The organism is Micromonospora sp. NBRC 101691, from assembly GCF_030269285.1.
Lineage (GTDB): Bacteria > Actinomycetota > Actinomycetes > Mycobacteriales > Micromonosporaceae > Micromonospora > Micromonospora echinospora.
Window position 1 is genome coordinate 230225 of the sequence record NZ_BSTB01000003.1, and the last position, 20464, is coordinate 250688.

At 73.1% G+C, this 20464-nt stretch carries 13 protein-coding genes; all 13 read right to left on the minus strand.

The genetic code is table 11. The annotated features are described in order from the left end of the window. Nucleotides 1-100: 100 nt before the first annotated feature. The gene (locus QSK20_RS07795; protein WP_285787892.1) at nt 101-1693 is read right to left on the minus strand and encodes a right-handed parallel beta-helix repeat-containing protein; all 1593 of its coding nucleotides are present in this window, start codon (nt 1691-1693) and stop codon (nt 101-103) included. A 66-nt stretch (nt 1694-1759) separates the two neighbouring features. Next, nucleotides 1760-4282 (minus strand): endo-1,3-alpha-glucanase family glycosylhydrolase, encoded by a 2523-nt coding sequence (locus tag QSK20_RS07800; RefSeq protein WP_285787893.1) that lies wholly within the window; start codon nt 4280-4282, stop codon nt 1760-1762. Further along, nucleotides 4279-5703 carry an alkaline phosphatase family protein gene (locus QSK20_RS07805; protein WP_285787894.1) on the minus strand — a complete coding sequence of 475 codons (1425 nt, stop codon included), beginning with the start codon at nt 5701-5703 and terminating at the stop codon, nt 4279-4281. Before QSK20_RS07805 ends, QSK20_RS07800 begins: the two co-directional genes overlap by 4 nt. Beyond that, a complete protein-coding gene (locus QSK20_RS07810; RefSeq protein ID WP_285787895.1) occupies nt 5700-7232 on the minus strand; it encodes a glycosyltransferase family 39 protein in 1533 nt (510 codons plus the stop codon). Before QSK20_RS07810 ends, QSK20_RS07805 begins: the two co-directional genes overlap by 4 nt. 119 nt (nt 7233-7351) lie before the next feature. Beyond that, on the minus strand, nt 7352-9811 hold the full coding sequence (locus tag QSK20_RS07815; RefSeq protein ID WP_285787896.1) for a glycosyltransferase: 2460 nt from the start codon (nt 9809-9811) through the stop codon (nt 7352-7354). 477 nt (nt 9812-10288) lie between these two features. Beyond that, nucleotides 10289-11620, minus strand: coding sequence for a glycoside hydrolase family 71/99 protein (locus QSK20_RS07820; RefSeq protein ID WP_285787897.1), 1332 nt, complete (start codon nt 11618-11620; stop codon nt 10289-10291). After that, nucleotides 11617-11790, minus strand: a complete 174-nt coding sequence (locus QSK20_RS07825) for a hypothetical protein (RefSeq protein WP_285787898.1) — start codon at nt 11788-11790, stop codon at nt 11617-11619. The genes QSK20_RS07820 and QSK20_RS07825 overlap by 4 nt, the downstream gene beginning before the upstream one ends. 67 nt (nt 11791-11857) lie before the next feature. Then, nucleotides 11858-12751: a sulfotransferase domain-containing protein gene (locus QSK20_RS07830; protein ID WP_285787899.1), complete on the minus strand. Its 894-nt coding sequence runs from the start codon at nt 12749-12751 to the stop codon at nt 11858-11860. Beyond that, nucleotides 12748-14337, minus strand: a complete 1590-nt coding sequence (locus QSK20_RS07835) for a lipopolysaccharide biosynthesis protein (RefSeq protein ID WP_285787900.1) — start codon at nt 14335-14337, stop codon at nt 12748-12750. Before QSK20_RS07835 ends, QSK20_RS07830 begins: the two co-directional genes overlap by 4 nt. Then, nucleotides 14330-15268, minus strand: coding sequence for a glycosyltransferase family 2 protein (locus tag QSK20_RS07840; protein ID WP_285787901.1), 939 nt, complete (start codon nt 15266-15268; stop codon nt 14330-14332). The genes QSK20_RS07835 and QSK20_RS07840 overlap by 8 nt, the downstream gene beginning before the upstream one ends. Then, nucleotides 15261-17120, minus strand: coding sequence for a hypothetical protein (locus QSK20_RS07845; RefSeq protein ID WP_285787902.1), 1860 nt, complete (start codon nt 17118-17120; stop codon nt 15261-15263). Before QSK20_RS07845 ends, QSK20_RS07840 begins: the two co-directional genes overlap by 8 nt. A 236-nt stretch (nt 17121-17356) precedes the next feature. Further along, nucleotides 17357-19261, minus strand: coding sequence for a WD40 repeat domain-containing protein (locus tag QSK20_RS07850; protein ID WP_285787903.1), 1905 nt, complete (start codon nt 19259-19261; stop codon nt 17357-17359). A gap of 176 nt (nt 19262-19437) precedes the next feature. Then, nucleotides 19438-20382, minus strand: coding sequence for a glycosyltransferase (locus QSK20_RS07855; RefSeq protein ID WP_285787904.1), 945 nt, complete (start codon nt 20380-20382; stop codon nt 19438-19440). Between the last annotated feature and the right edge of the window lie 82 nt (nt 20383-20464).

The window sequence follows — 20464 nt, forward strand, 5'->3', positions numbered from 1 at the left end:
CGCAGCCGGGGCCAGTCGCTGTGCTAGATGCATCGCAGGTGCGGGAACGCCGGGGGACGGGCGGGAGGACGCCCCGGGCGTCGGGGCGTCCTCCCGTCGGTCACTGGTAGACGGTGTCGGTGCCGGCGTCGCGGATGCCGCCGGAGAGGTTGCCGGTGAAGTCGTTACCCGGTCCGACCACGGTGGCGACGCACCGGCTGGTGGCGATGTGCAGCCCGAAGCGCTGGGTCCGGACCGCCTGGTCGTCGGTGGCCAGGTTGCCGGCGACGACGTTCTCGGCGCAGCCGACCCCGGTGGGGCTGGTCAGCCGGATGCCGTCCCGACCGGCCGTGTCGTCGGCGCTGTTGGTGACCCGGTTGTTCATGATCTGGTTGGCGGTGCCCCCGTCGACGTTGATCCCGTCCTGGCCGGCCTGGTCGACGACGTTGCCGGTCACCAGGTTCCGGTCGGAGGTCTTGTTCGGCTGGTCGGCGTCTGCGGAGGCGCGGTTGATCTGGATCCCGTGCCCGCCGACGTGGCTGATCTCGCAGCCGGTGACCGTGTTCCGGCTCGACGCGAGCAGTTCGATCCCGTCGCTGGTGGTGCCGGTGACCACGCAGTCCCGCACGGTGTTCCCGGTGGAGCTCCAGCCCTGGTTCTTGCCGTCGAAGACGATGCCCCGGCCCCGGGCGGCGGCCACCCGGACCCGCTCGACCAGGACGTCCACCCCGTCGTCGAAGTCGAGGGCGTCACTGGTGGACCGGGGAGCGCCGCCGGCCGAGACGGTGAGGTCCCGGACGACCATCCGGACCGCTCCCTTGGTGTTGAACGGTTCGGTGTCGGCGCCGGCGGTGCCGTGGTTCCGGATGAGGGTCAGGTCCATGCCCGCCCCGGCGAAGGTGATGTCGTCGATCCGGACGAGCTTGAAGAACTCCCCGCCCAGGTCGAACGTGCCGGGCCCGAAGGCAACCGTGCCGCCGCCCCGGCCGTCGAGCTGGCTGACCGCGCTCTCCACCACCGACTTGAGACTGCCCCGGTAGCTCTGCCCGGTGACCTGGGAGACGGCCTCGTAGGTGACCGCCCCGGTCCGGGTGACCAGGTAGGGCGACGGGTTGGGGGGCGCCGGCACCAGCAGCTCCGGCTTCGCCGTCCCCTCCCGGCTGGTGATCCGTACGCCGGTGTCGTTGCCGGTGGTCAGTGCCACCGTGACCGGCCCGTCGCCGGTGACCAGCGCCGACACGTCCACCGAGACCCACGTGCCGGCGGAGACCGGGCCGCTGCTGCCGACCACGGCACCGAGCGGCGGCGCGTCGTGGTACGTCAGGGTCGTCTCCTGCCACGGCTCGTCACCGACCGCGCGGACCTCCACGCCGGTGCTGCTGGACGTCTCGACGTGGAAGCGGAGCAGCGCGGAGGGTTCGGGGTCGACCCCCTGCGCGTCGAAGCGGAGGTACGCCACCGCGACGGGCAGGCCGTCCACCTTCAGGCTGCCGGTGCCGTGGTTGGTCGCCGGGTCCATACTGTCCACCCAGGCGTCGGCCACGGGTGTGACCGGGACGCTGGCCGGGGCCGATGTCGGGTCGGGGGGAGCCGGGGGCGGGACGTGGGGTATCGCGGCGGCTGCCGGGTTGACGGGTCCGCAGACCGTCATGGCGACCGCCACCAGCAGCACCACCGTCGACCGGACCAGCCGGCCACGTGTCGTCCGCATCATCGCTGTTCTCCTCACCGGCCCCGGCGGCCTCGTCGCGGGCGTCGGCAAGACGCCCGCGACGAGGCCTCAGAGGTCCACTGGATCCACCTGCGGGGCGGCGCCCCGCTGGGTCGGTGGGGTGACCGCGGACGGGGCCCGGCGTCGGCGGTACACCAGCCAGAGGGGCGGTACGGCCGCCACCGCGACGGTGGAGAGCAGCGCCGCCCAGGCGGGCAGCCCCCACGGCTTCTCGTCGGAGGTGGCGTGGCTCTCCAACAGCACGTCGTGGTCGACGGCGCGGCCGAGCAGGTCGGCGAGGACCTCCAGGTACGTCTCGCCGTGCCGCTCGCTCGGCTCGATGTGGGTGTTCTCGCTGAACTCGTTCCAGCTGATCACCCCGAGGGCGTCCGGTGCGGAGCGGCGGGCGGCGGCGAACGAGGCGCGCAGCGTTTCGCCGTCGCGCCGGTCCACGTCCCGCCGGCCGCCGATCATGCGGGCGTCGAAGCCGGGCGCGACCGGGGCGATCCAGAGTCCGCCGGTGCGCTTGACCGCCTCCGACATGGCGGCCAGTTTCCGGTCGGTCTTCTCCTCGACCGGGTCGCCGGAGGACCAGTAGTAGGCCTGGCCGTCCAGCACGCCCCGGGTGTCGGCCACGGTGTCGACGTTCTTGGCGTTGCCGAGCACGAGCAGGCGACGCCGGGCCTCCCCGACCGTGTCGTCGATCTGCTCGGCGGTGAACTTCTCGCTGCCCGTCCAGACGACCACCGGCCGGTCGAAGATGTCGAACACCGGCTCGGTGGCGTACCGGTCGGCGAAGTGCCCCAGGTCCGCGCGGACCGTCGCCAGCGGCAGCGGGTCACGGGCGAAGTCGAGCCCCTGGTAGACGATGCCGAGCTTGAAGTTCTCCCGCCGGGCGACGTCGACCAGCGCGGCGAGTCGGGCGTCGAGCTGCGGGGTGTGCTTCCAGGAGACCAGGAACCCGTCGATGCCGGCGGCCTTGGCCATCCGGACGTGCCGGCGCAGGATCTCCGTGTCGTCGCTGGAGTACCGCCCGAGCAGCGGGTAGTCGGTCTTGGCCCGGTTCCAGGAGGTCGGATTGAACCAGATGTAGTAGTAGGCGAGCACCGGCACCGGGGCGGACGACGCCGAGGGGGCCGGGGCGGCAGCGGCCACCGGAGGTGGGACGGCGGTCCACGGGAGCGCGGTGTCCGGCGTCCCGGCGGGGGCCGTCCGCGCCGGGGTGTCGGCGGAGGCCGGCCGGTCGGCGACCGGCAGCGGGGCGAGCAGCGTCAGCAGCGCCGCGACCGCGACGGCCGCGCCGCGACGGCCGTCGGTTCGCCGGGCCGCACCCGTCGGTGCCCCGGCTGCCACGCCGTCCGCCACCGGCGGGCGGGCCGCCGGTGCCGTCGGAGTGGAGACCGGCTGGTCGGGCGTGGAACCGGACGTCGCCGGGACGGGGACCGGCTGGTCGGACGCGCCCGCTCCCGGTGCCGACGGGACGGGGACCGGTTGGTCGGGTGAGGCCGGACCGGCCGCCGTCGGGGCGGGGACCGGCTGCTCCGGGGCGTCCGCGCCGGGGGCCGTCGTACGTCGGGAGCCGGGCGGCCGGAGCCAGGAGGGGCGGCGCGGCCGGACGAGCAGCCGGAACAGGTGCGGTCGGCCGACCAGGATCAGGCCGAGCGCCACGGCCAGCACGCCGAGGACCACCAGGCTCAGGTCGAGCGGGCTGATCACGCTGAGCACCACCTGCTGGTCGCGGCTGATGCTGACCGGGCGTCCGAAGGAGACGCCGCCACCGGCGACCTTCACCTCGTAGGTGCCCCGGGGCAGGTCGGGGACGAGCACCGTGCCGTCGGCGGCGAACCCGAGGCGTTCGACCCGGCCGTCCGCCCGGGTCAGCACCACGCCGTCGCCGGCCTGCCGGCTGAAGATCATGTCCGTCGCACTGAACGTGACCTTGAAGAACAGCAGCTCGATGACCCACTCCTGCCGATCCCACGGCACGAACCGCTGCGCGGCCCGGTTGACCACCGAGGTGCCGTCCACCACGACGCTGTCCACCACGTAGTAGAGCTGCTTCGACGCCAGCCCGAGCGGCCCCTGCTGGGTACGGCTCTCGGCGACCCAGCGGGGTTTGCCCAGGTCCGCCCCGCTGAGCTGGTGGATCTCCCCGGTGCTGCTGCGCAGCCGCATCGTGGTGATCCGCTCGACCGGAACCGGGGTGCCGAGCCGCTCGACGAAGCTCCACGAGACCCGGCGGACGGTGCGCAGCCCGACCTCGACGACCCGGCGCACCCCGGCGTCCGGGCTGCCCCGGAAGCGGTCGAAGACCACCCTCCGGTCGGGGCTGACCGCCGCCGCAGCAACCTTGATCCGGTCTTCGAGGCCGAGGAAGTTCCGCACCCGCACGGCGATCCGTCCGTGGCTGTCGGAACGCACGGTGGTGCCGTCGACGGTGACCTGGACGCCGGCCAGCGGCGGCACGGTCTGCATACGCAGGACGCCCGGCCGGCGGGAGGCGGGACCGTCGGCCGCGGCGGCGGCCGGGGTGAGCGTCAGCACGGTCGCCACCACGGCCAGCGGCAGGAGCAGACGACGGAACGGGGTCATCGTGACCTCCGTCCCCGCAGCGCCGCCGTGGCGACCAGCGCCCCGACCAGGGCCACCGCGACGGCGTACGAGGCGTAGACCGGTTCCGGCCGGGGCCGGTGGACCGCTGGCGGGTTCCGTTCCGCGTCGAGCAGCACCGCCGGGCGGGGCGGCGACTCGAAGTCGAACGCGCCGAGGAAGTTCGCCGCCTTCCGGTCCCGGTCGGCCAGGGGCGCCAGCCCCCAGTTGGCCTGGATGAACTTGAGCACCGAGGCGAAGTCGAGGGTGGTGGACTCGACGTGGCCCCGGCGGGCGTACGGGCTGACCATCAGGGCGGGCACCCGGAAGCCGTAGCCGTACTTGTCGACCTGGGGCGGGGTGACGTGGTCGTACCAGCCGCCCCAGTCGTCGTAGGACCAGAAGAACGCCGAGGAGTCCCAGGCCGGGGAGCGCATGAGCTGGGTCAGCAGCGAGCGGACCAGGGTCTGCCCGGCCCGGATGTTGCCCGGCGGGTGTTCGCTGTTGCCGGCCGGGGCGACGAACGCCACCGCCGGCAGCTCGCCCTTCGCGGCGTCCTCGTAGTACTCGTCCAGGTCGACGATCTTGCTGGACAGCTTCGGGTCGTCGATGTAGCGGGCGTACGCCAGCAGCGGCACCCAGATCACCTGCGCACCCCGGTCGATCTCCTCCTCGGCGGTGCGGGTCCGGAAGGTGATCGTCGGGTCGTAGTTCTGCACGTAGAACTTCCAGGAGATCCCGGCCGCCTCCAGCCGGTCGAAGATGGTGGGGATGTCGCCCCACCCGGTCGCCGGGATGGTCTCCGCCTCGCCGTACGCGCCGGGCCCACCGGTGACCCGGAACATGTGGTTGCGGATGCTGCCCGAGTTCGACGAGCTGAAGAAGCGGTCGAAGATGACGTACTCGTCGGCGACGTTCCAGTAGTAGGGCATCTCCCGGTCGTCGTAGTAGGCCATCGCCATGGTGCCGTCCTTGCCCTGCTTGCTCACCCCCTCGACGAAGCCGTCCATCTTCCCGCCGTTGTACTGGGTACGGAACGCCTCGGCCGAGTGGTCCAGGTCGATCGCGCCCCGGTCGCCGATGTGGAACGGCTTGACGCAGGGCTCGGGCTGGCCCCGCTTGACCGGCATGCAGACGCCCTCCGGGATGCCGTCCACCCCGGGCCGGGTGCCGAAGTAGTTGTCGAAGGTGTGGTTCTCCTGCATGAGGTAGACGAAGTGCCGGATCGGCGTGGTGGTCGCGGGGCCGGGCGGGGCGGCCACCGCCGGCCGGGCCGGGGCGGCCCCGACGGGAGCGCCGGTGGGCGCGGCGCCGGCCGGTACGGCGGCGAGCGGCACGGCGGCGGCGAGCAGGAGGGCGAGTGCCGCGCCGAGGGGCCGGCGGAGACAGCCGCGGCGGGCTCGGGGACGGTTGGGGTCGGTCACGGGCGCACCTCGTAGATGATGATCACGGGAACCGGGGTCCGGTCGGGGCCGTCGACGTACTCGGTGTGCACCACCCGGCCGTGGTACCGGCGGACCAGGGTCAGCAGCCGCTCGGAGAAGTACGTCGAGCGCCGGGCGGAGAACGAGTCCCAGACGACGTAGTGCAGGTCGTTGGCGCGCATCGACGCGTCCGGGTTCTGCAGCGGCGTGTAGGACGGGTTGCGGTGCAGGGGATTCGGGCTCACGGACAAGCCGTAGCTCTGTCGGCTGCCGTAGTAACGGACGATGTTCGCCATCGACGGACCGACGGTCAGGACGGCCGATCCCTCCGGGGTGTTGGCCGCCAGCCAGCGGCCGGCCTCCCGGCCACCGGGCACCCCGCCGGAGCCGGCGAGGAAGGTGGTCCGCCCGGCGTGGTTGACCGTGTTCCAGGCGGGCCAGAGGAGGCTGACCGCGACCACGGCGACGGCCGCCAGCCGGACCGCCGGAACCAGGCGGGCGACCCCGGCGGCCGGCTGCTCGGCCGGAGTCGCCGGGCGGGCGCGTCGGGGCCAGGCCCGCAACGTGGGCAGTCGGGTGGGCACCGGCAGCGTCACCAGGGCACGGGCGGCGAGCAGCACCACCGGCACCGCGACGGGGAGCAGGTACTGGAAGCCCTTGACCGGCCAGAGCTGGAAGAACACCACGGGCACCGCGATCCAGGACAGCAGCAGGGTCTCCCGCCAGGACCGGCGTCGGCGTGCCCACCAGAGCCCGCCGAGCGCCGCCACCAGCACGAGTGGCCCGACCGCCGTCGGGACGTTGTCCAGGTAGAAGTCCATCGGGTGGTTCGGGCGGCGGAAGAGCTGCCAGACCAGGTAGTTGCGGCCGGTGCTGCTGCGCCCGGCGAGGGCCTGGGAGAGCGGGTGCACCGCGAAGATCGCGGCGAGCACCGGCAGCGCGACCAGCGTGGCCCGGATCGGCCGGCGCACCATCGGGGTCAACGCGAGGAAGGCGTAGACGCCGCCGGCGAGGACGACGCTGGTCTCCTTGGTGAGCATGGTCAGGCCGAGCATCGCGGCGGTCGCGAGATACCAGGCCAGGCGCTGCGTCTGGACGAACCGGACCAGGCAGTGGAGGGTCAGCGTCGCGAAGAGGACCATCGGCCCGTCGAGGAGGACCTGCCGGGTGACCACCACGTGGTACGGCATGACCGCCAGCAGGAGCGCGGCGATCAGCCCGACCCGCCGGCCGTAGAGGCGCGCGCCGAGCGGATAGACCGCGAGCACGGTGGCGACGCCGAGGACGACCACCACCACCCGTCCGGCGACGTCCGCCTCGCCGGCCCGGAAGAACGGCGACAGCAGCGCCTGGAAGAGCATCGGGTGGGCGCGGAAGACGGGGAAGAGGTCGGCGTACCGGGGGTTGCCGGCCAGCGACGCGGCCTGCCCGGCGTACACGGCCTCGTCGCTGTTGAATCCCAGCGCGTCGAGCTGCCAGGCCCGGACGACGGCGGCGAGCGCGGCGATCGCGGTGAGCGCACCGAGCACGGCCGCACGGTGCCGGGGAGCCGGTCGGTCCACGCCGGCCGGGTCGGCGCCGGCGCGTGGGGCCGGCAGCGTTCCGACCCGCTGCCCGGGTGGGGTCGTCGGAGAGGTGCCGGTGGCGCTCACACGGCGCCCCCGGCACCGGCCAGGTGGGCGTCCCACCGGGGCCACACCGGCGACGGTACGGCGGCCCGGCGGACCTCGCCCCGCTCCTCGCGGAGCAGGCGGGGGATCTCGTCGGCCCACCCGAAGCAGTCCGAGGAGACGACCCGGCCGCGCACGGTGGAGAGGAACGCGGCGAGGATCTCCCGCTCCCGTTCCCGGAGCTGGGTGTAGCCCTGCCCGTCGATGGTGATGGAGGGGGCGAGGTAGCGGAACGGCGGGAAGCCGTACGCGTCGTCGGTGTTGTCGATCATCCGTTCCAGGGTTTCCGTGGGGTCGAGATCGCTGATCCCGGGCGCGCCCCGCTCGATGACGAAGAGCTCCTCCACCCGGGTGCTGGTGCCCATCCGGCACGGCACCAGGCGGTCGACGCTGTACTTGGGCGGCGGGACGAGCAGTTGGGTGAGCGCGTTGATGCCCATGATCGGCAGGTTGAAGCGGGCCAGGGCCAGCGCCAGCGACCGGCCGCCCTTGGAGTGCAGCCGGCTCTGGATCTGGAGTCGCCGCCACTCCTGCGGGGTGAGGTCCTGGGCCTGCACCGCGCGCAACGTGTGCGCGCTGATGGTCAGCGGTTTGGGGAAGCAGAGCGCGACGCCGTCCGGCCGGACGATCGTCATGTCGTCGGAGAGGAAGAGTCCACCGTGGTCGCGCAGCAGCCGCAGCACGGTGGCGGTCTTGCCGGTGTCGGTGAGCGCCGAGAGCATCACCCCGACGCCGTCGAGGGTGACGCAGGCGGAGTGCAGCAGCATGTGTCCCCGGGACACCATCACGAAGCGGAGCAGCGCCTCGATCACGTTGGTGTAGACCACGTGCGGGGAACGGGCCAGCAGCGGGCCGACGTGGATGTCGATCGGCGATCCGAGCTGGATCCGGAAGTTCGCGCCCAGCCGACCGAGCTGTTCCTCGTAGCGCAGCACCGACTGCTCGGCGTACTGGGTCATCGCCGCGCGTCGCTGCGGGCCGCGTCCGCCCACGTCGGCGACCCGGACGGCGATGTCCACGTCGGCCCCGGCGACCCACTGCGCGCGGAAGAACTCCAGCTCGGGCAGGCGGATCTGGGAGCCGATGGTGACCACCCCGGCGACGTCGTAGCGGTACTTGAGGTACTGGTAGCGGCGGCGCGACGGGGTGGGCACCGTCTCCGTCCCGTCGACGGCGACCAGCATCCGTACCGGGTCGCGACGGCCCCGCTCGTCGGCGGTGTAGATCACCCGGTCGTTGACCAGGAACCGGAGCAGGAAGAGCGCGCCCAGGGTGACCGCGTTGGCGGCGAGCACCCCGACCCCCGCCCAGACCAGTGCCTGGAGCACCGGCAGGCGCAGCAGCAGCAGGACGTTGTTGAGCAGGAAGAAGCGGACGGCACGGCCGGGCGTTCCGGCCCGGCGGGTGCGGCGGTAGATCAGGTTGTCGACCAGGAGGAAGTTCCACGAGGTGGAGACCTGGGTGGCGACCGCCGCGCCGAGCAGGTGGTGCAGCTGGGCGGGTTCGTAGCAGAACCAGAGGACGGCGGTGTTGACCACCATGCCGGAGAGCCCGACCAGGCCGAAGGCGACCAGCCGGCCCAGTTCGCGCAGGCGCTCCCGCAGGGCACGGGGGCCGGTGCGGATCTGGCCGATCAGCCGCTGCCCCCGCAGCCGGAACAGGTGGCGCAGGAAGGTCATCCCCTCCCGCAGCGAGGCCTTGGACTGGCCGGCGTGCCGGGCCGCCATCTCGTAGGCGACCTCGGCGACCCGCGCCGCCGGGTGGCGGACCAGTAGTTCCAGCAGGACCTTGAAGCCGACCGGGTTCATCCGGTCCAGCCGGAGCGCGTCGCGGCGGACGGCGAACAGGCCGCTCATCGGGTCGCTGACGGTGGCCAGCCGGCGCGGGAAGAGGCTCTTGACCAGCCGGGTCGCCCAGGACGAGGTGACCTCCCGCGCCGGGCCGTCCAGTCCCTCCCGGGAGCCGTTGCCGGCGTACCGGGTGCCGATCACCACGTCCACGTCGTGGCGCATGGCCACGGCGGCGAGCATCGCGGCGGTCGTCGGCGGGTGCTGGAGGTCGGCGTCCATGACCAGGATCCAGTCGCCCCGGGCGTGCCCGGCCCCGAGCAGCACCGCCCCGCTGAGGCCGCCGGTGCGCGCGTGCGTGGGGCGGTGCAGCAGGCGGACCGGCAGTGGGGCGTCGAGCGCGGCGCGGGCGAGCACGGCGGGGGTGTCGTCGTCGCTGTCGTCGACCACGAGGATCTCCGCGTCGAGCGGAGCGACCAGTGGGACGAGCCGGTCGATCAGCAGGGACACGTTCTCCGCCTCGTCGCGGGTGGGCACCACGACGCTGAGCCGGGGTGGCCGGTCACCCCCGGGTGTCCCGAGGTCCTGCGGCACCGCCGCGGAACCGTCCGGCGTCTGACTGGTGGCCGGGCCGAGTACGGCTCTGGTCATGCCAACCCCTCACGGTCGAACCGAACGCTGATCGAGCCATTCGTCCGACCGACGGGCAGCATGTGAGGAATTCTCTTTCGAAGAAATCGTCACCGCCGACGCGACTGCGCCTCATCCGCCGGTTGATGGCCCGGGCAGCGGAAGCGTACGAGCGGTGAACCGGGCGCGTCCATTGTCGGAACAGTCGACAACGCGACATGAGGGCAGGCGTTTTCCGTCGCGACGCGTTCACGTTCATCTGATCGTTTCCCCAGCTCAAGCGCTATGAAGATCAGATTGTCGCGACCAGCGGAAACAATTAGCCAGCGGAGCCGGCGGGGCAATGTGATGGAATTTCCAGATGCGAGTCCCATTCTCGTTGGCAGCGGCTTTTTCGTCAGTTCGACCGACTGTCGGGCACCGCCGGAACAGCCGGGAAAATGCGCCCGGTCGGCGGTGCGGGACGGTCAGTCGAGCACGGCCCGCGTCACGCTCGGGTCACCGGCCCGACGGATCGGCTGACGGCGGATCGGCGGGGCCGGCGGGCGGACGGACCGACTCCGGCGGCGGGTCGGCGGGACGCCGGGCCGACGGGGGCACGGCAGCGGGTGGCGCGGCGGGCGCGCCGGGGGGCGGCAGGTCCCGCAGGTCCGCGACCAGGTCGGAGACCCCGTCGCCACGCCAGTCGCACCAGGTTCCCGCCGGAGCCGGGGCGCGACACCCGACGGACGCCTCGATCGCGGTGCCCTCACCCCACTCGTTCCAGGTGGTCACCAGTTGCCACCGCGCCCCGGAGGCGTTCATCCGGGCCAGACCGGCCCGCCAGCGGTCCCGGTCGCGGGCGAGGAAGGGCTCCTGCCCGTACGCCAGTCCGGCCTTCCAGAAGCCGGGCGAGACGGTGTACGTGCCCTCACCGGGGGCCGCGCTGAAGTCGCTCTCGGCGCGCGCCGGACCGTACTGGTGCCACCCGTCGATCCCGGGGGCGCCGGGGCAGGTGCGGAACCCGGGGAACACCTTCAGGTTGACGTAGACGCTCTCGCCGTACCGCTGGGCCAGCAGGTCCCGGACCTGGTTCCAGCGCTCCACCGTGGCGCAGCCCCGCGCGGTGGTGAGGTCGTTGGCGTTGTAGACGAAGACCACCATGCCCCGGCCGGGCAGGACGGCCAGCGGGGACCGCGCGCCGCCGTAGGTGATCCGCAGGTAGTGCAGGTCCTCGACGATCCGCTCGACGTCCACCCCGGTGACGCCCTCCGGCTCGTAGTAGGGGGCCCAGGCGAAGCCGGTGTTCCGCGCGCCGGCCATGATCGCCGGCCAGTGCCGGTCGGTGGTGGTGCCCCGGCCGAACCAGGAGGCGATCCCGAGGGTGATCCAGCCCTGGCGCATCTCGGCGACCTGTTCCCGGACCGTGGCCTCGTCGACCGGGTAGAACCCCCGGGCGGGCCGGTAGTTGGTGAACGGGTCCAGCCCCTGCTGCTTCCACGCCTCGGGGAACCACGGGTAGTAGAAGGCGGCCCGGACGACCGGCGCGGCGCGGACGACCAGCCGCACCTCGACCTGACGGGTCACCGAGGAGCCCCGGCCCTCGACGGTCAGGGTGAAGGTGCCGGCGCGGGTGGAGATCGAGGTGTGCAGGGTCAGCTCGGCCGACGCGCCGGCGGTGACGACGGGCGGGGCGAACTCGGCGGTGGTCCCGGCGGGCAGGTCGGCGACCCGCAGGGTGATCGGCTCGGACGAGCCGGCGGTGACCGTGGTGGCGACGGTGAACCGGGCCGGGTGGCCGGCGGTGACGGTCGCCGACCCGGGCGTGGCGGCGAGCGCGAAGTCGTTCACCGCAGCGCCCCGGACACGGGCGGGCCGGCGACGCGGACGGCGGGCCGGTCGGAGCCGGCCGGTGTGGACGGAGCGGCCCCGGCCGGCGCGGACCGCGCCGGCTGGGGCAGGACGACGGGAAGCACCATGGTCAGCACGACGGTGACGACCACGACCAAACGACGAGACATTCGCCCAATTTAAAGGGCTATGTCCGTTTTGCGGCTGCGGCGCGCCGTGCCTGTCCCTACCCCACCGTCACGGACGCGACCAGTCGAACTCCATGCCCAGCCGCGCGGCGAGCGCGTCGTTGTGCGGCGCGAAGTGCGCGGCCAACTCCGCCCGCAGGCCGGCGTCCATCGCACTGCTGCGGCGGTCGTTGAACACCTCGAACCGGGCGAGCTGGTGCGGCGGCAGGCCGAGGAAGTCCAGCACCCGGGCGTACGTTTCGGCCGGCTCCCGGTACAGCGTCTCGCTGGGCAGGAAGAGCATCTGCTCCCGGTCGAACCGGGACAGCCAGGGTTCGAGGTGCTCCAGGTAGCGCCCCCGGGCCCGGTAGGTGTACCAGTCGTACGCCTCGCTGAAGTACGTCGGGTCCGCGACCAGCCGCTCCCGCTCGCCGGCCGTCCGCTCCTCCTCCCGGGCCAGCGCCTCGGCGAACTCCAGCGGCTCCTTGCCCTCGGTGCGCCGTTCCTTCCAGTGCGAGTACGCCCGCTCCACCGGATCGCGGAGCAGGAAGATCAGCCGTACCGAGGGCAGCAGGTCGGCGACCCGCTGCGGGGCGAGCGGGTGGAACATGTACAGCGGCGCGGCCTCGCCCACCCGGGTCGGTCCGCCGTGCCTGCGTTCCAGGGCCCGGCGCTGCCGTTCGGTCGGGAAGTGCGAGCGGTACCACGTCTCGCCCCGACCCCAGTTCTCCTCGAAGTAGTGCGAGGTCTTGGTGTTCCACGCCGGGAAGAGCCGGGGCACCAGCGGGTGCTCCAGCAGGTACCGCCAGAGCGAGGTGGTCCCGCCCCGCTTCGTCCCGGTGATCAGGAAGTCCGGCAACGGACGCTGCTCGCTGGTCCACTCGCCGTAGCGCACCAGCGAGCCACGCACCTTCGTCCGTACCCCCGTGGGCAGCACGCTCTTGGCCCGGTCCCGGATCGTCATCGCACACCTCTCGTTCCGCCGGCCCCGGCCACCGCCGTCCGGTCGGGTGAACCCTCGTCCTGCCGGTCCCGGGGTGCCGGCCGCAGCGTCGCCGCAGCCGCCCGCACCACCCGCCGGACCCGCCGGTCGAGCAGCAGCAGCGCGCACCCGGCCACCAGCAGCACCACGGTCAGCGCCAGCCCGGCGACGCCCCGGCCGGCCACCGTCGCGCCGAGGGCGGCCACCGCCAACGTGCCCGCGCCGGCCACCGCGCCGGCCTTCAACAGCGTGCCGGTGAGCAGCGGCTGACCGATCGCGGTCCGGGCGGCGCGGGCGGCGAGCAGGTTCTCCGCCACGATCCCGACCGTCCAGGCGACCGCCGCGCCGAGCACGCCGTGCCGGGGCACCAGGACCAGGGCGAGACCGACGTTGAGCACCAGGCCGGTCGCCGCCGCCATCAGGTGCCGGCCGCTGTTGCCACTCATCAGCAGCATGGTCTGCACGATGCCGACCCCGGAATTGACCATCATCGCGCCGGCCAGCACGGTCATCGCGGTCGCGCCCGCGCCGAACTCCGCCCCGAACAGGCTCAGGAAGCCCGGGGCGAAGAAGCCGAGCACGAGGTACGCCGGCCAGGAGAGCACGATGATCATCATGGTGGTCCGGCGGTAGACCTCGGCCGCCTCGACCGTTCGGCCCTGCCCGAGCAGGCGGGACAGCTGCGGCGCGACCGCCACCCGTAGCCCCTGCATGACCAGCAGCCCGGCGAGCACGTACCGGCCGACCCCGCCGAGCACACCGGCGTCCGCCTGCCCGGCCAGCGCCGAGGTGAGCAGCACGCTGAGCCACATGCTGCTCGCGTCGATGGTCGCCGACGCGGCCCGGGGCAACGCGAAACCCCAGAACGACCGCCAGTCGGCGCGCTCCGGACGCAGCACCGCCCCCGAGGTCAGCCCGAGCGGGCCGACCAGCATCAGCGCGCAGGCCAGCACGGCCAGGGCGGCCGGCAGGAGCCAGCCGCCGAAGCCCAGCACCACCCCGGCGCCACCGACCACCGCCGCCGCCACCAGCAGGGGCCGGGCCAGCGGCACCAGAACGTACTGGACGGCGACCACGGCGGTCACCGGACGGACCGCGCGGACCGCCGCGACCAGCATGGTCATCGCCACGGTCAGCGGCAGGGTGACGAACGCCAGCCGCAGCAGCGCCGGCCCGTCGCCGCCGGGGCCGTCGAACAACACCGGGGCGAGCGGTCCGACCAGGGCCAGCCCGACCACGGCGACCACGGTCGACCCGAGCAGGGTGGGCACCAACGCCACCGGGAGCAGCCGGGCGGCGTCGCCCCGGCCGCCCAGCCGCCGTCGGGGCAGCGCCCAGACCAGGGCGGTGTCCGCGCCCGCGCAGCAGAGCACACCCACGATCGTGACGACACCGATCGCGGTGAAGATCGCCCCGGAACCGGCCGGGCCGAAGCCCCGCACGATCACCAGGGTCAACACGAAGCCGAGCAGACCGTTGACGGCCGCTCCGACCAGCCCGACCGCCCCGTTGCGGGTGCCGCGCCGGACCTCTCCCCCGTCGGCGGCCCGGTCGGTACGGTCAGACACCCCGCCCCCGCCGCTGCGCCAGGCTCAGCAGCCGTTCACCGGAGACCAGACCCAACGCCACCGGCAGCGTCACCAGGACCCGCTTCTCGGCCGGGTTGAGCCGGACCACCCGGGCCAGCTCACGCAACGCCTCCCCCCGGCGGTGCCCGGAGGCCAGCGCGAAGGCGATCTGGCCGTGGATCCGGGCCAGGCCGGTCCGGCTACGGGCCAGCTCGGGGTGCTTGGCGAGCAGGTAGCGGGACGCCTCGACGATGACCGCCCAGCGCCCGAAGAAGAAGGACCCGCCGTGCCAGTCGACCACCACCAGCACCTCGGGGACGATCACCACCGGCCCGTGGGCGGCGACCCGGAGCAGCCACTCGTAGTCCTCGCCGTAGCCGCCGGGGATCTCCTCGTCGACCGGGCCGATCGCGTCCCAGGTGGAGCGCCGGACCAGCATCGTGCTGGAGTGCACCTCCATCACCCGGTCGGCGAGGAAGTCGTCCAGCGTGACCTCGCCGGTGTCGAGCTGGCGTTCCTTGGCGATTCCCGGACCCTGCAACCGGATGCCGCAGCTCGCCGCCGCCGCGTCGGGCCGCGCCCGCAGCAACTCGACCTGCCGGCTCAGCCGGGCGGGAAGCCAGAGGTCGTCGTCGTCGCAGAAGGCGATCAGCTCGCCGGTCGCCACGTCCGCGCCGGTGTTGCGCCCGCCGGGCAGGCCCTGCCGGTGGGTGTTGTTGACGTACCCCAGGGTGCGCCCACGCTCCGGCACCCGGACCTCCAGCGGCCGGATGTCGCAGTGGTCGTAGACCACCACGCACTCGATCTCGCCCGGGTAGTCCTGGTCCAGGACCGCCTGGACGGCCCGCTCCAGCAGGCCGGGACGGTCCCGGGTGGCGATCACCGCGGTCACCCGCGGGTACGTCTGGTCGGTCGGTGCCAGCTCAGTCACGTCCATCCCTCGTCAACACGAAGCCGACCGGGTTGACCCCGGCGGCGCGAAGCCGCTCGACCACCCGGCCGAGGTGGGCCGTCCGGGTCCGGTCCCGGGCGGTGACCAGCACCGCGAAGCCGGCCCGGGCGATCCGCACCCCACGGTCGTCGCGGGTGGCGGCCGGGGCGTCGAGCAGCACCAGTCCCCGGTCGTCACCGGAGTCGAGGTCACGGATGAGCCGGACGAGGCCGGTGCCGATGCGGACCGTCCGGTCGTCGTCGGCGACCGGGGTGACGGGGGTGACCGGGACGCTGGCCGAGGCGGACGCCGCCGGCGTGGACGGCTTCGGTGGTTCGTTCGTGGTGCCGGACCGGTACACGGCACCGTTCTTGGCCTCCGGCCCCGGGCCGGGCCGGGGCTTGCGGACCGGGGAGATCACCATCGTGTCGTCGGGGCTGCCACCCGCCGGGGCGCCGGCCGCCGGCCGGGCCGAGCGCACCGGCGTGATCTGCACGGTGTCGTCGGGCCGGCTGGTGGTGCCGGGTCCGCCGGCGGTGCCGGGCCCACTGGTGGCACCGGTCGCGGGGGCCGGACGGGGCGAGCGCACCGCCGAGATCTGCACGGTGTCGTCCATCGACCGGGGCGGGTTGACGCCCTCGGTGACCCGCGGCTTCGGAGCGATCTCGACGGCGGGTTTCGTCGCCGGTGTGACAAGGGTGTTGGCGATTGGCGTACGGGTGGCCGCGACCGCCGGGGGGACGCGCCGCTGGGCGGCGAGCAGGACCGGCCGGATCTGCTCCAGGCTCTCCGGGGAGCTGCCGAGCCGCACCTCGTGCCCGGCCTCGGCCAGGGCGGCGGCGAGCCCCGCGCTCACCTGGGCGCGGCCCTCGTCCTCGTCGCTGGAGAGCACCACCAGCGGAACCGGTTTCGGCCGTTCGACCCACTGGTTCAGCGCCAGGACGAGGTAGCGCATCTCGGAGGTGGCGGCGTCGCCCTTGCTCCGCCGCACCGTGCCGAGCAGCGGCGCGCCGATGATCTCGGAAGCCTCGTTGGCCGAGCGCACCCGGCGGTCCATCGCCTCCCGGACGAAGGCCAGCAGCGTGCCGACCAGCACCCCACCGAGCAGTCCGGCCAGGACGAAGATCGGGGCCGAGTCCCGGTTCGAGGGGACCGGCGCACGGGCCGCGCTGGTGACCGAACCGGGGCTCAGGTCCGCTGAGGCGATCTTGGAGCGCTGCTCGGCGAGCTGGGCCAGCTGGTCGTTGAGGGCCCGGATCTGGTCGAGCAGGGCGCTGGTCCGGGGGCCGGTGTTCGAGCCCTCGTCCGGCAGCTGCCGCTGGGTGCTGGCCCGCTGCGTGGTGACCAGTGAGATGGTGTCGTCGTACGACTTGAGCACGGCGGCCCGCTGGTCCTCGTACATCCCCTTGCGGAGGCTGAGGTACGTGTCGGCCGCCCCGTTGGCACCCGCGACCGCCCCCTGCTCGCTCTGCCCGGCGTAGGTGAAACGCAGAAGCTGACCGCCGACCGGGGTCTCCACCTTCAGCGCGTTGGCCACCTCCTCGACGTCCCGGCCGGTGATCTGGGCCACCTTGTCGATGACGTCGTTACTGGTGGCGATGCCGGTCTCGGCGGTCATGTTGACCGCGCGGTCGGCACCCCCGGCGGGCAACGAGAACGGGTCGGTCACCACCGGCCGGACCACGACCACGGTCGTCGCGGTGTAGACGGCCGGAATGAAGACGAGGTAGGCGACGACCAACAGCAGCAGCAGTCCCACCGCGGCGAGCACGGTACGCCAGCGGCGCAGGGGGATCCGCGCGAGATCTGCCACCCCGACGGGGCGTGGCCGGGCGACGTCGGTCGCGTCCATCAAACAGGTCCTCTTGGGGTGCGGCGGGGGCGTACGGAGTGCCGGTGGTCGACCCGCACTCGCGGACGGTCGTTCCTCCTATTGTCGTCGACGGTCGGGCCCGGGTCCTCCCCCCGGTCACCCGGAAGTCAGTCGGATCTCCTACGACCACCCGGACGGCCAACCGAATGGGTGGCCGCCCGGGTGCCGGTCGATCGTCCCGCCGGCGCGCCCGTGGGCGCACCGGCGGTCGTCGGTCAGGACGTGGCGTAGAACAGCGTCCGGCTGTTCCAGTTCGTACCGAGCAGTCCGCCGTCGAGCTGGGTGGCGGCGGAGCCGTCCACCGCTGCGCCGTCGAACGGCACCGCCCACAGGCCACCGAGCGCGGTGCCGTACACGATCCGGCCGTCCACCCAGGTCAGCCCTCGCGTCGTACTCCAGAGCACGCCCTGGCTGGGGACGGTGAACTCGGAGGCGCCGACGGTGTAGCCGTCCGGCTCCAGGTAGCGGTAGTAGAGCGAGTTCTGCCCGGACTTGGTGTAGTACATCCGTCCGTCGAGGTAGAACGCCCCGTTCAGGGTGGCCGGGTTGAACCAGTCGTTGTAGCCGCTGCCGACCCAGGGCGCGCCCACCGTACCGCCGGTGAACATCGAGATCCCGAGGTAGCTGCCGCCCGGCGCGGTCGCGTCCGTCTTCGACCAGTAGAGCTTGTTGTGCACGACGAACGCCGCGCCCGCCGCGGTCAGGTTGGGCTGGTCGACGACGGTCGACGTACCGAGCGTCTCGTCGCCGTCGAAGGGCACCCGGGTGAGCTTGCCCTCGGTGCCGCCGACGTAGAGGAACCCGGGGGTGGTCTGCGGCGCGTTGACCGCCGGGGTGGTCCGGCCGCCGGCCAGTGGGAAGAGCGCCATCCGGCCGTGGTACTCGCCGCCCGCGCCGTCGTTGTCGAAGCCGGCGTGGATGCCGGTGCTGCCGCGCCACAGCTCCCAGACGATCGGACCCCAGTTGGTGGTGCCCGCCGGGGCGCCGGTGCGCTGCGGGTTCCAGACCAGCGGCATGCCGTTGATCGGGTCGAGCGCGCCGTAGCCGAACCGGTCGATCGCGCCCGGACCGGCCGCGTCGTTGCCGTTGGTGTTGTTCAGCCAGCGGAAGTGCCCGCCCACGTAGACCACGTTGTCGGCCACCTCGACCGAGGTCACCGAGTCGTGGCCGGTGTGGTTGACCCAGGTGCCGTCGATCGCGCTGCCCCGGGTGTCGGTCTCGAACCGGGCGATGGTGTCGCAGTACGCCCCGGTCGCGCGGCCGCCGTCCGCGACGATCACGAAGTAGGTGCCGTCGTCGGAGAAGTCGACGTCCCGGGCGTAGAACGGGAAGCTCTTGCTGGAGCAGGGGTGCACGTAGCGCTGGGTGCTCCAGTCGGCGACCGTCGGGGTGCCGTCCAGCTCGACCATCACCACCTGGTTGCGGGACAGCCCGTTCACCAGGGTGAAGTTGCCGACCGCGACCAGCGTGCCGCCGTCCGGCGACACGTCCAGGCCCCAGACCAGCTCGACGCTGGTGCGGGCCACCGAAGCGTCGATCTGGAAGGTCGGGTCGATCGCCCCGGTCGTGGCGTTCAGCCGGGCCAGCAGCGAGTGCTCGGTGCCGTTGATCCAGTGGAAGGCACCGGCGATGTACAGGTGGTTGCCCCGGACGATGGTGCGCCGCACCTGACCGCCGTCACTGCGACCGACCCAGGAGCCCACCGTGGCGCCGGTGGCCGGGTCCAGGGCGACCAGGTTCTTCCGGGACACCCCGTTCACGTTCTTGAAGTTCCCGCCGACGATCAGCTTGCCGTCCGGGTTCACCGCGAGCGCGTGCACCGCGCCGTCCAGCACCGGCAGGAACGAGGTCTTCAGCGCGCCGGTCGCCCGGTCGTACGCGAAGAGGTAGTTGCGGGACGTCCAGGTCGCCGCGCCGGGGCTCTTGACCGAGGTGAAGCTGCCGCCCGCGTAGACCGTGTCGCCGATCTCGGCGAACGCCTTGACGTCGCCGTTCTGGGCGTGCGGCGTGGTGTCGACCGGGTTCGGCGAGGTGAGGGTGCTGGCCACCGGCGTGAAGTCGGCGGCCCCGACCGGAGTCACCACCCCCAGCGTGGCGACCAGTGCCGGCACGGAGAGCACGGCGAGCCAGCGGACCGCAGCCGATCTCCGGCCCGGTCGGGTTGACGTTCTGAGTGACACTGGGCGGCCCCCAAGGATGAAGTGATACAGGCGTAGCTTGCTGCGCCGGTGACCGGCGCGCATCACCCGACCGGTCCGGACGTGCCGTAACTCGGCCGTCGCGGACCGTTCGGGGATCAGGTCTGGTTCGTCCATCGGAACGGCTCCACCTCCTTACGGGCGGAGACCGTCCACCGGGTCGCCAGGGACAGGTCGTTCTCGGTGACCTGGTCCGCCTCCCGGGCCAGGACGAGACCCCGACGGTCCAGCTCCCGGGCCATCTCGACCTGGTGGTCGTCGACGTGTTCGCCGTGCGGTCGACGACGGGGCACGTAGATGGCGCGTTGGCCGGCCCGCAACGCGGTCAGCGCGGAGCCGACCCCGGCGTGGGTGACCACCACGTCCGCCTCCCGCATCGCCTGCTGCATCTCGGCGAAGGGCACCTGCGGGCGGGCGTCGGCGGGCATCCGGGGGATCCGCGTCGACCCGACCTGCCACAGCACCTCGGCCGACGAAGGGATCACCCGCGTCAGCCGTTCCAGCAGCCGGGGAAACCCGTACTTCTGGGTGCCGAGGGTGACGACGACCCGGGAGACCGGCCGGGTGGCGGACGACTCCCGGGGGACGTACGCGTCGAAGATCGAGCCGCCGTAGCGCCAGCGGCCGTCCGCCCACGAGGGGTACTGGGTGTAGAGCCCGGTCCCCGGCAGCCGGGCGACCATCCGGCCGGTGAGCGACGGCCCCGTCGTGCGGGTGGCGCTCTCGATGTAGTGGCAGGCCACTCCGGCCCGGAGGGCGGGCAGGAAGAACGAGGCCGCGACACTGGCCCCCGTGCTGATCACCCGGCTGAACCGGCCGCCGCCCAGCACCCGCCGGGCCGCCACCAGGTCGCGTACCGCGCCGACCAGGTCCCGGCTGGTGGCCGGGGGGACGTGGATGACCTCCGCCCCGTCGAGCAGCGAACGGCTCTGCGGGGAGTCGAAGGTCGCCCAGACGCAGTCGTCCTGCACACCGAGCCGGGGCACGAGGTCGTGCAGCTCGGCGAGGTGGCCCCCGGTGGAGGCGACGAGGAGCGTGGTCACGGACACCCACCCCGGCCGGTCACCGTCGGCCCGACCGGCAGCACCGGTACGGGCACCACGTGAACGGTGCGGAGGTAGGTCA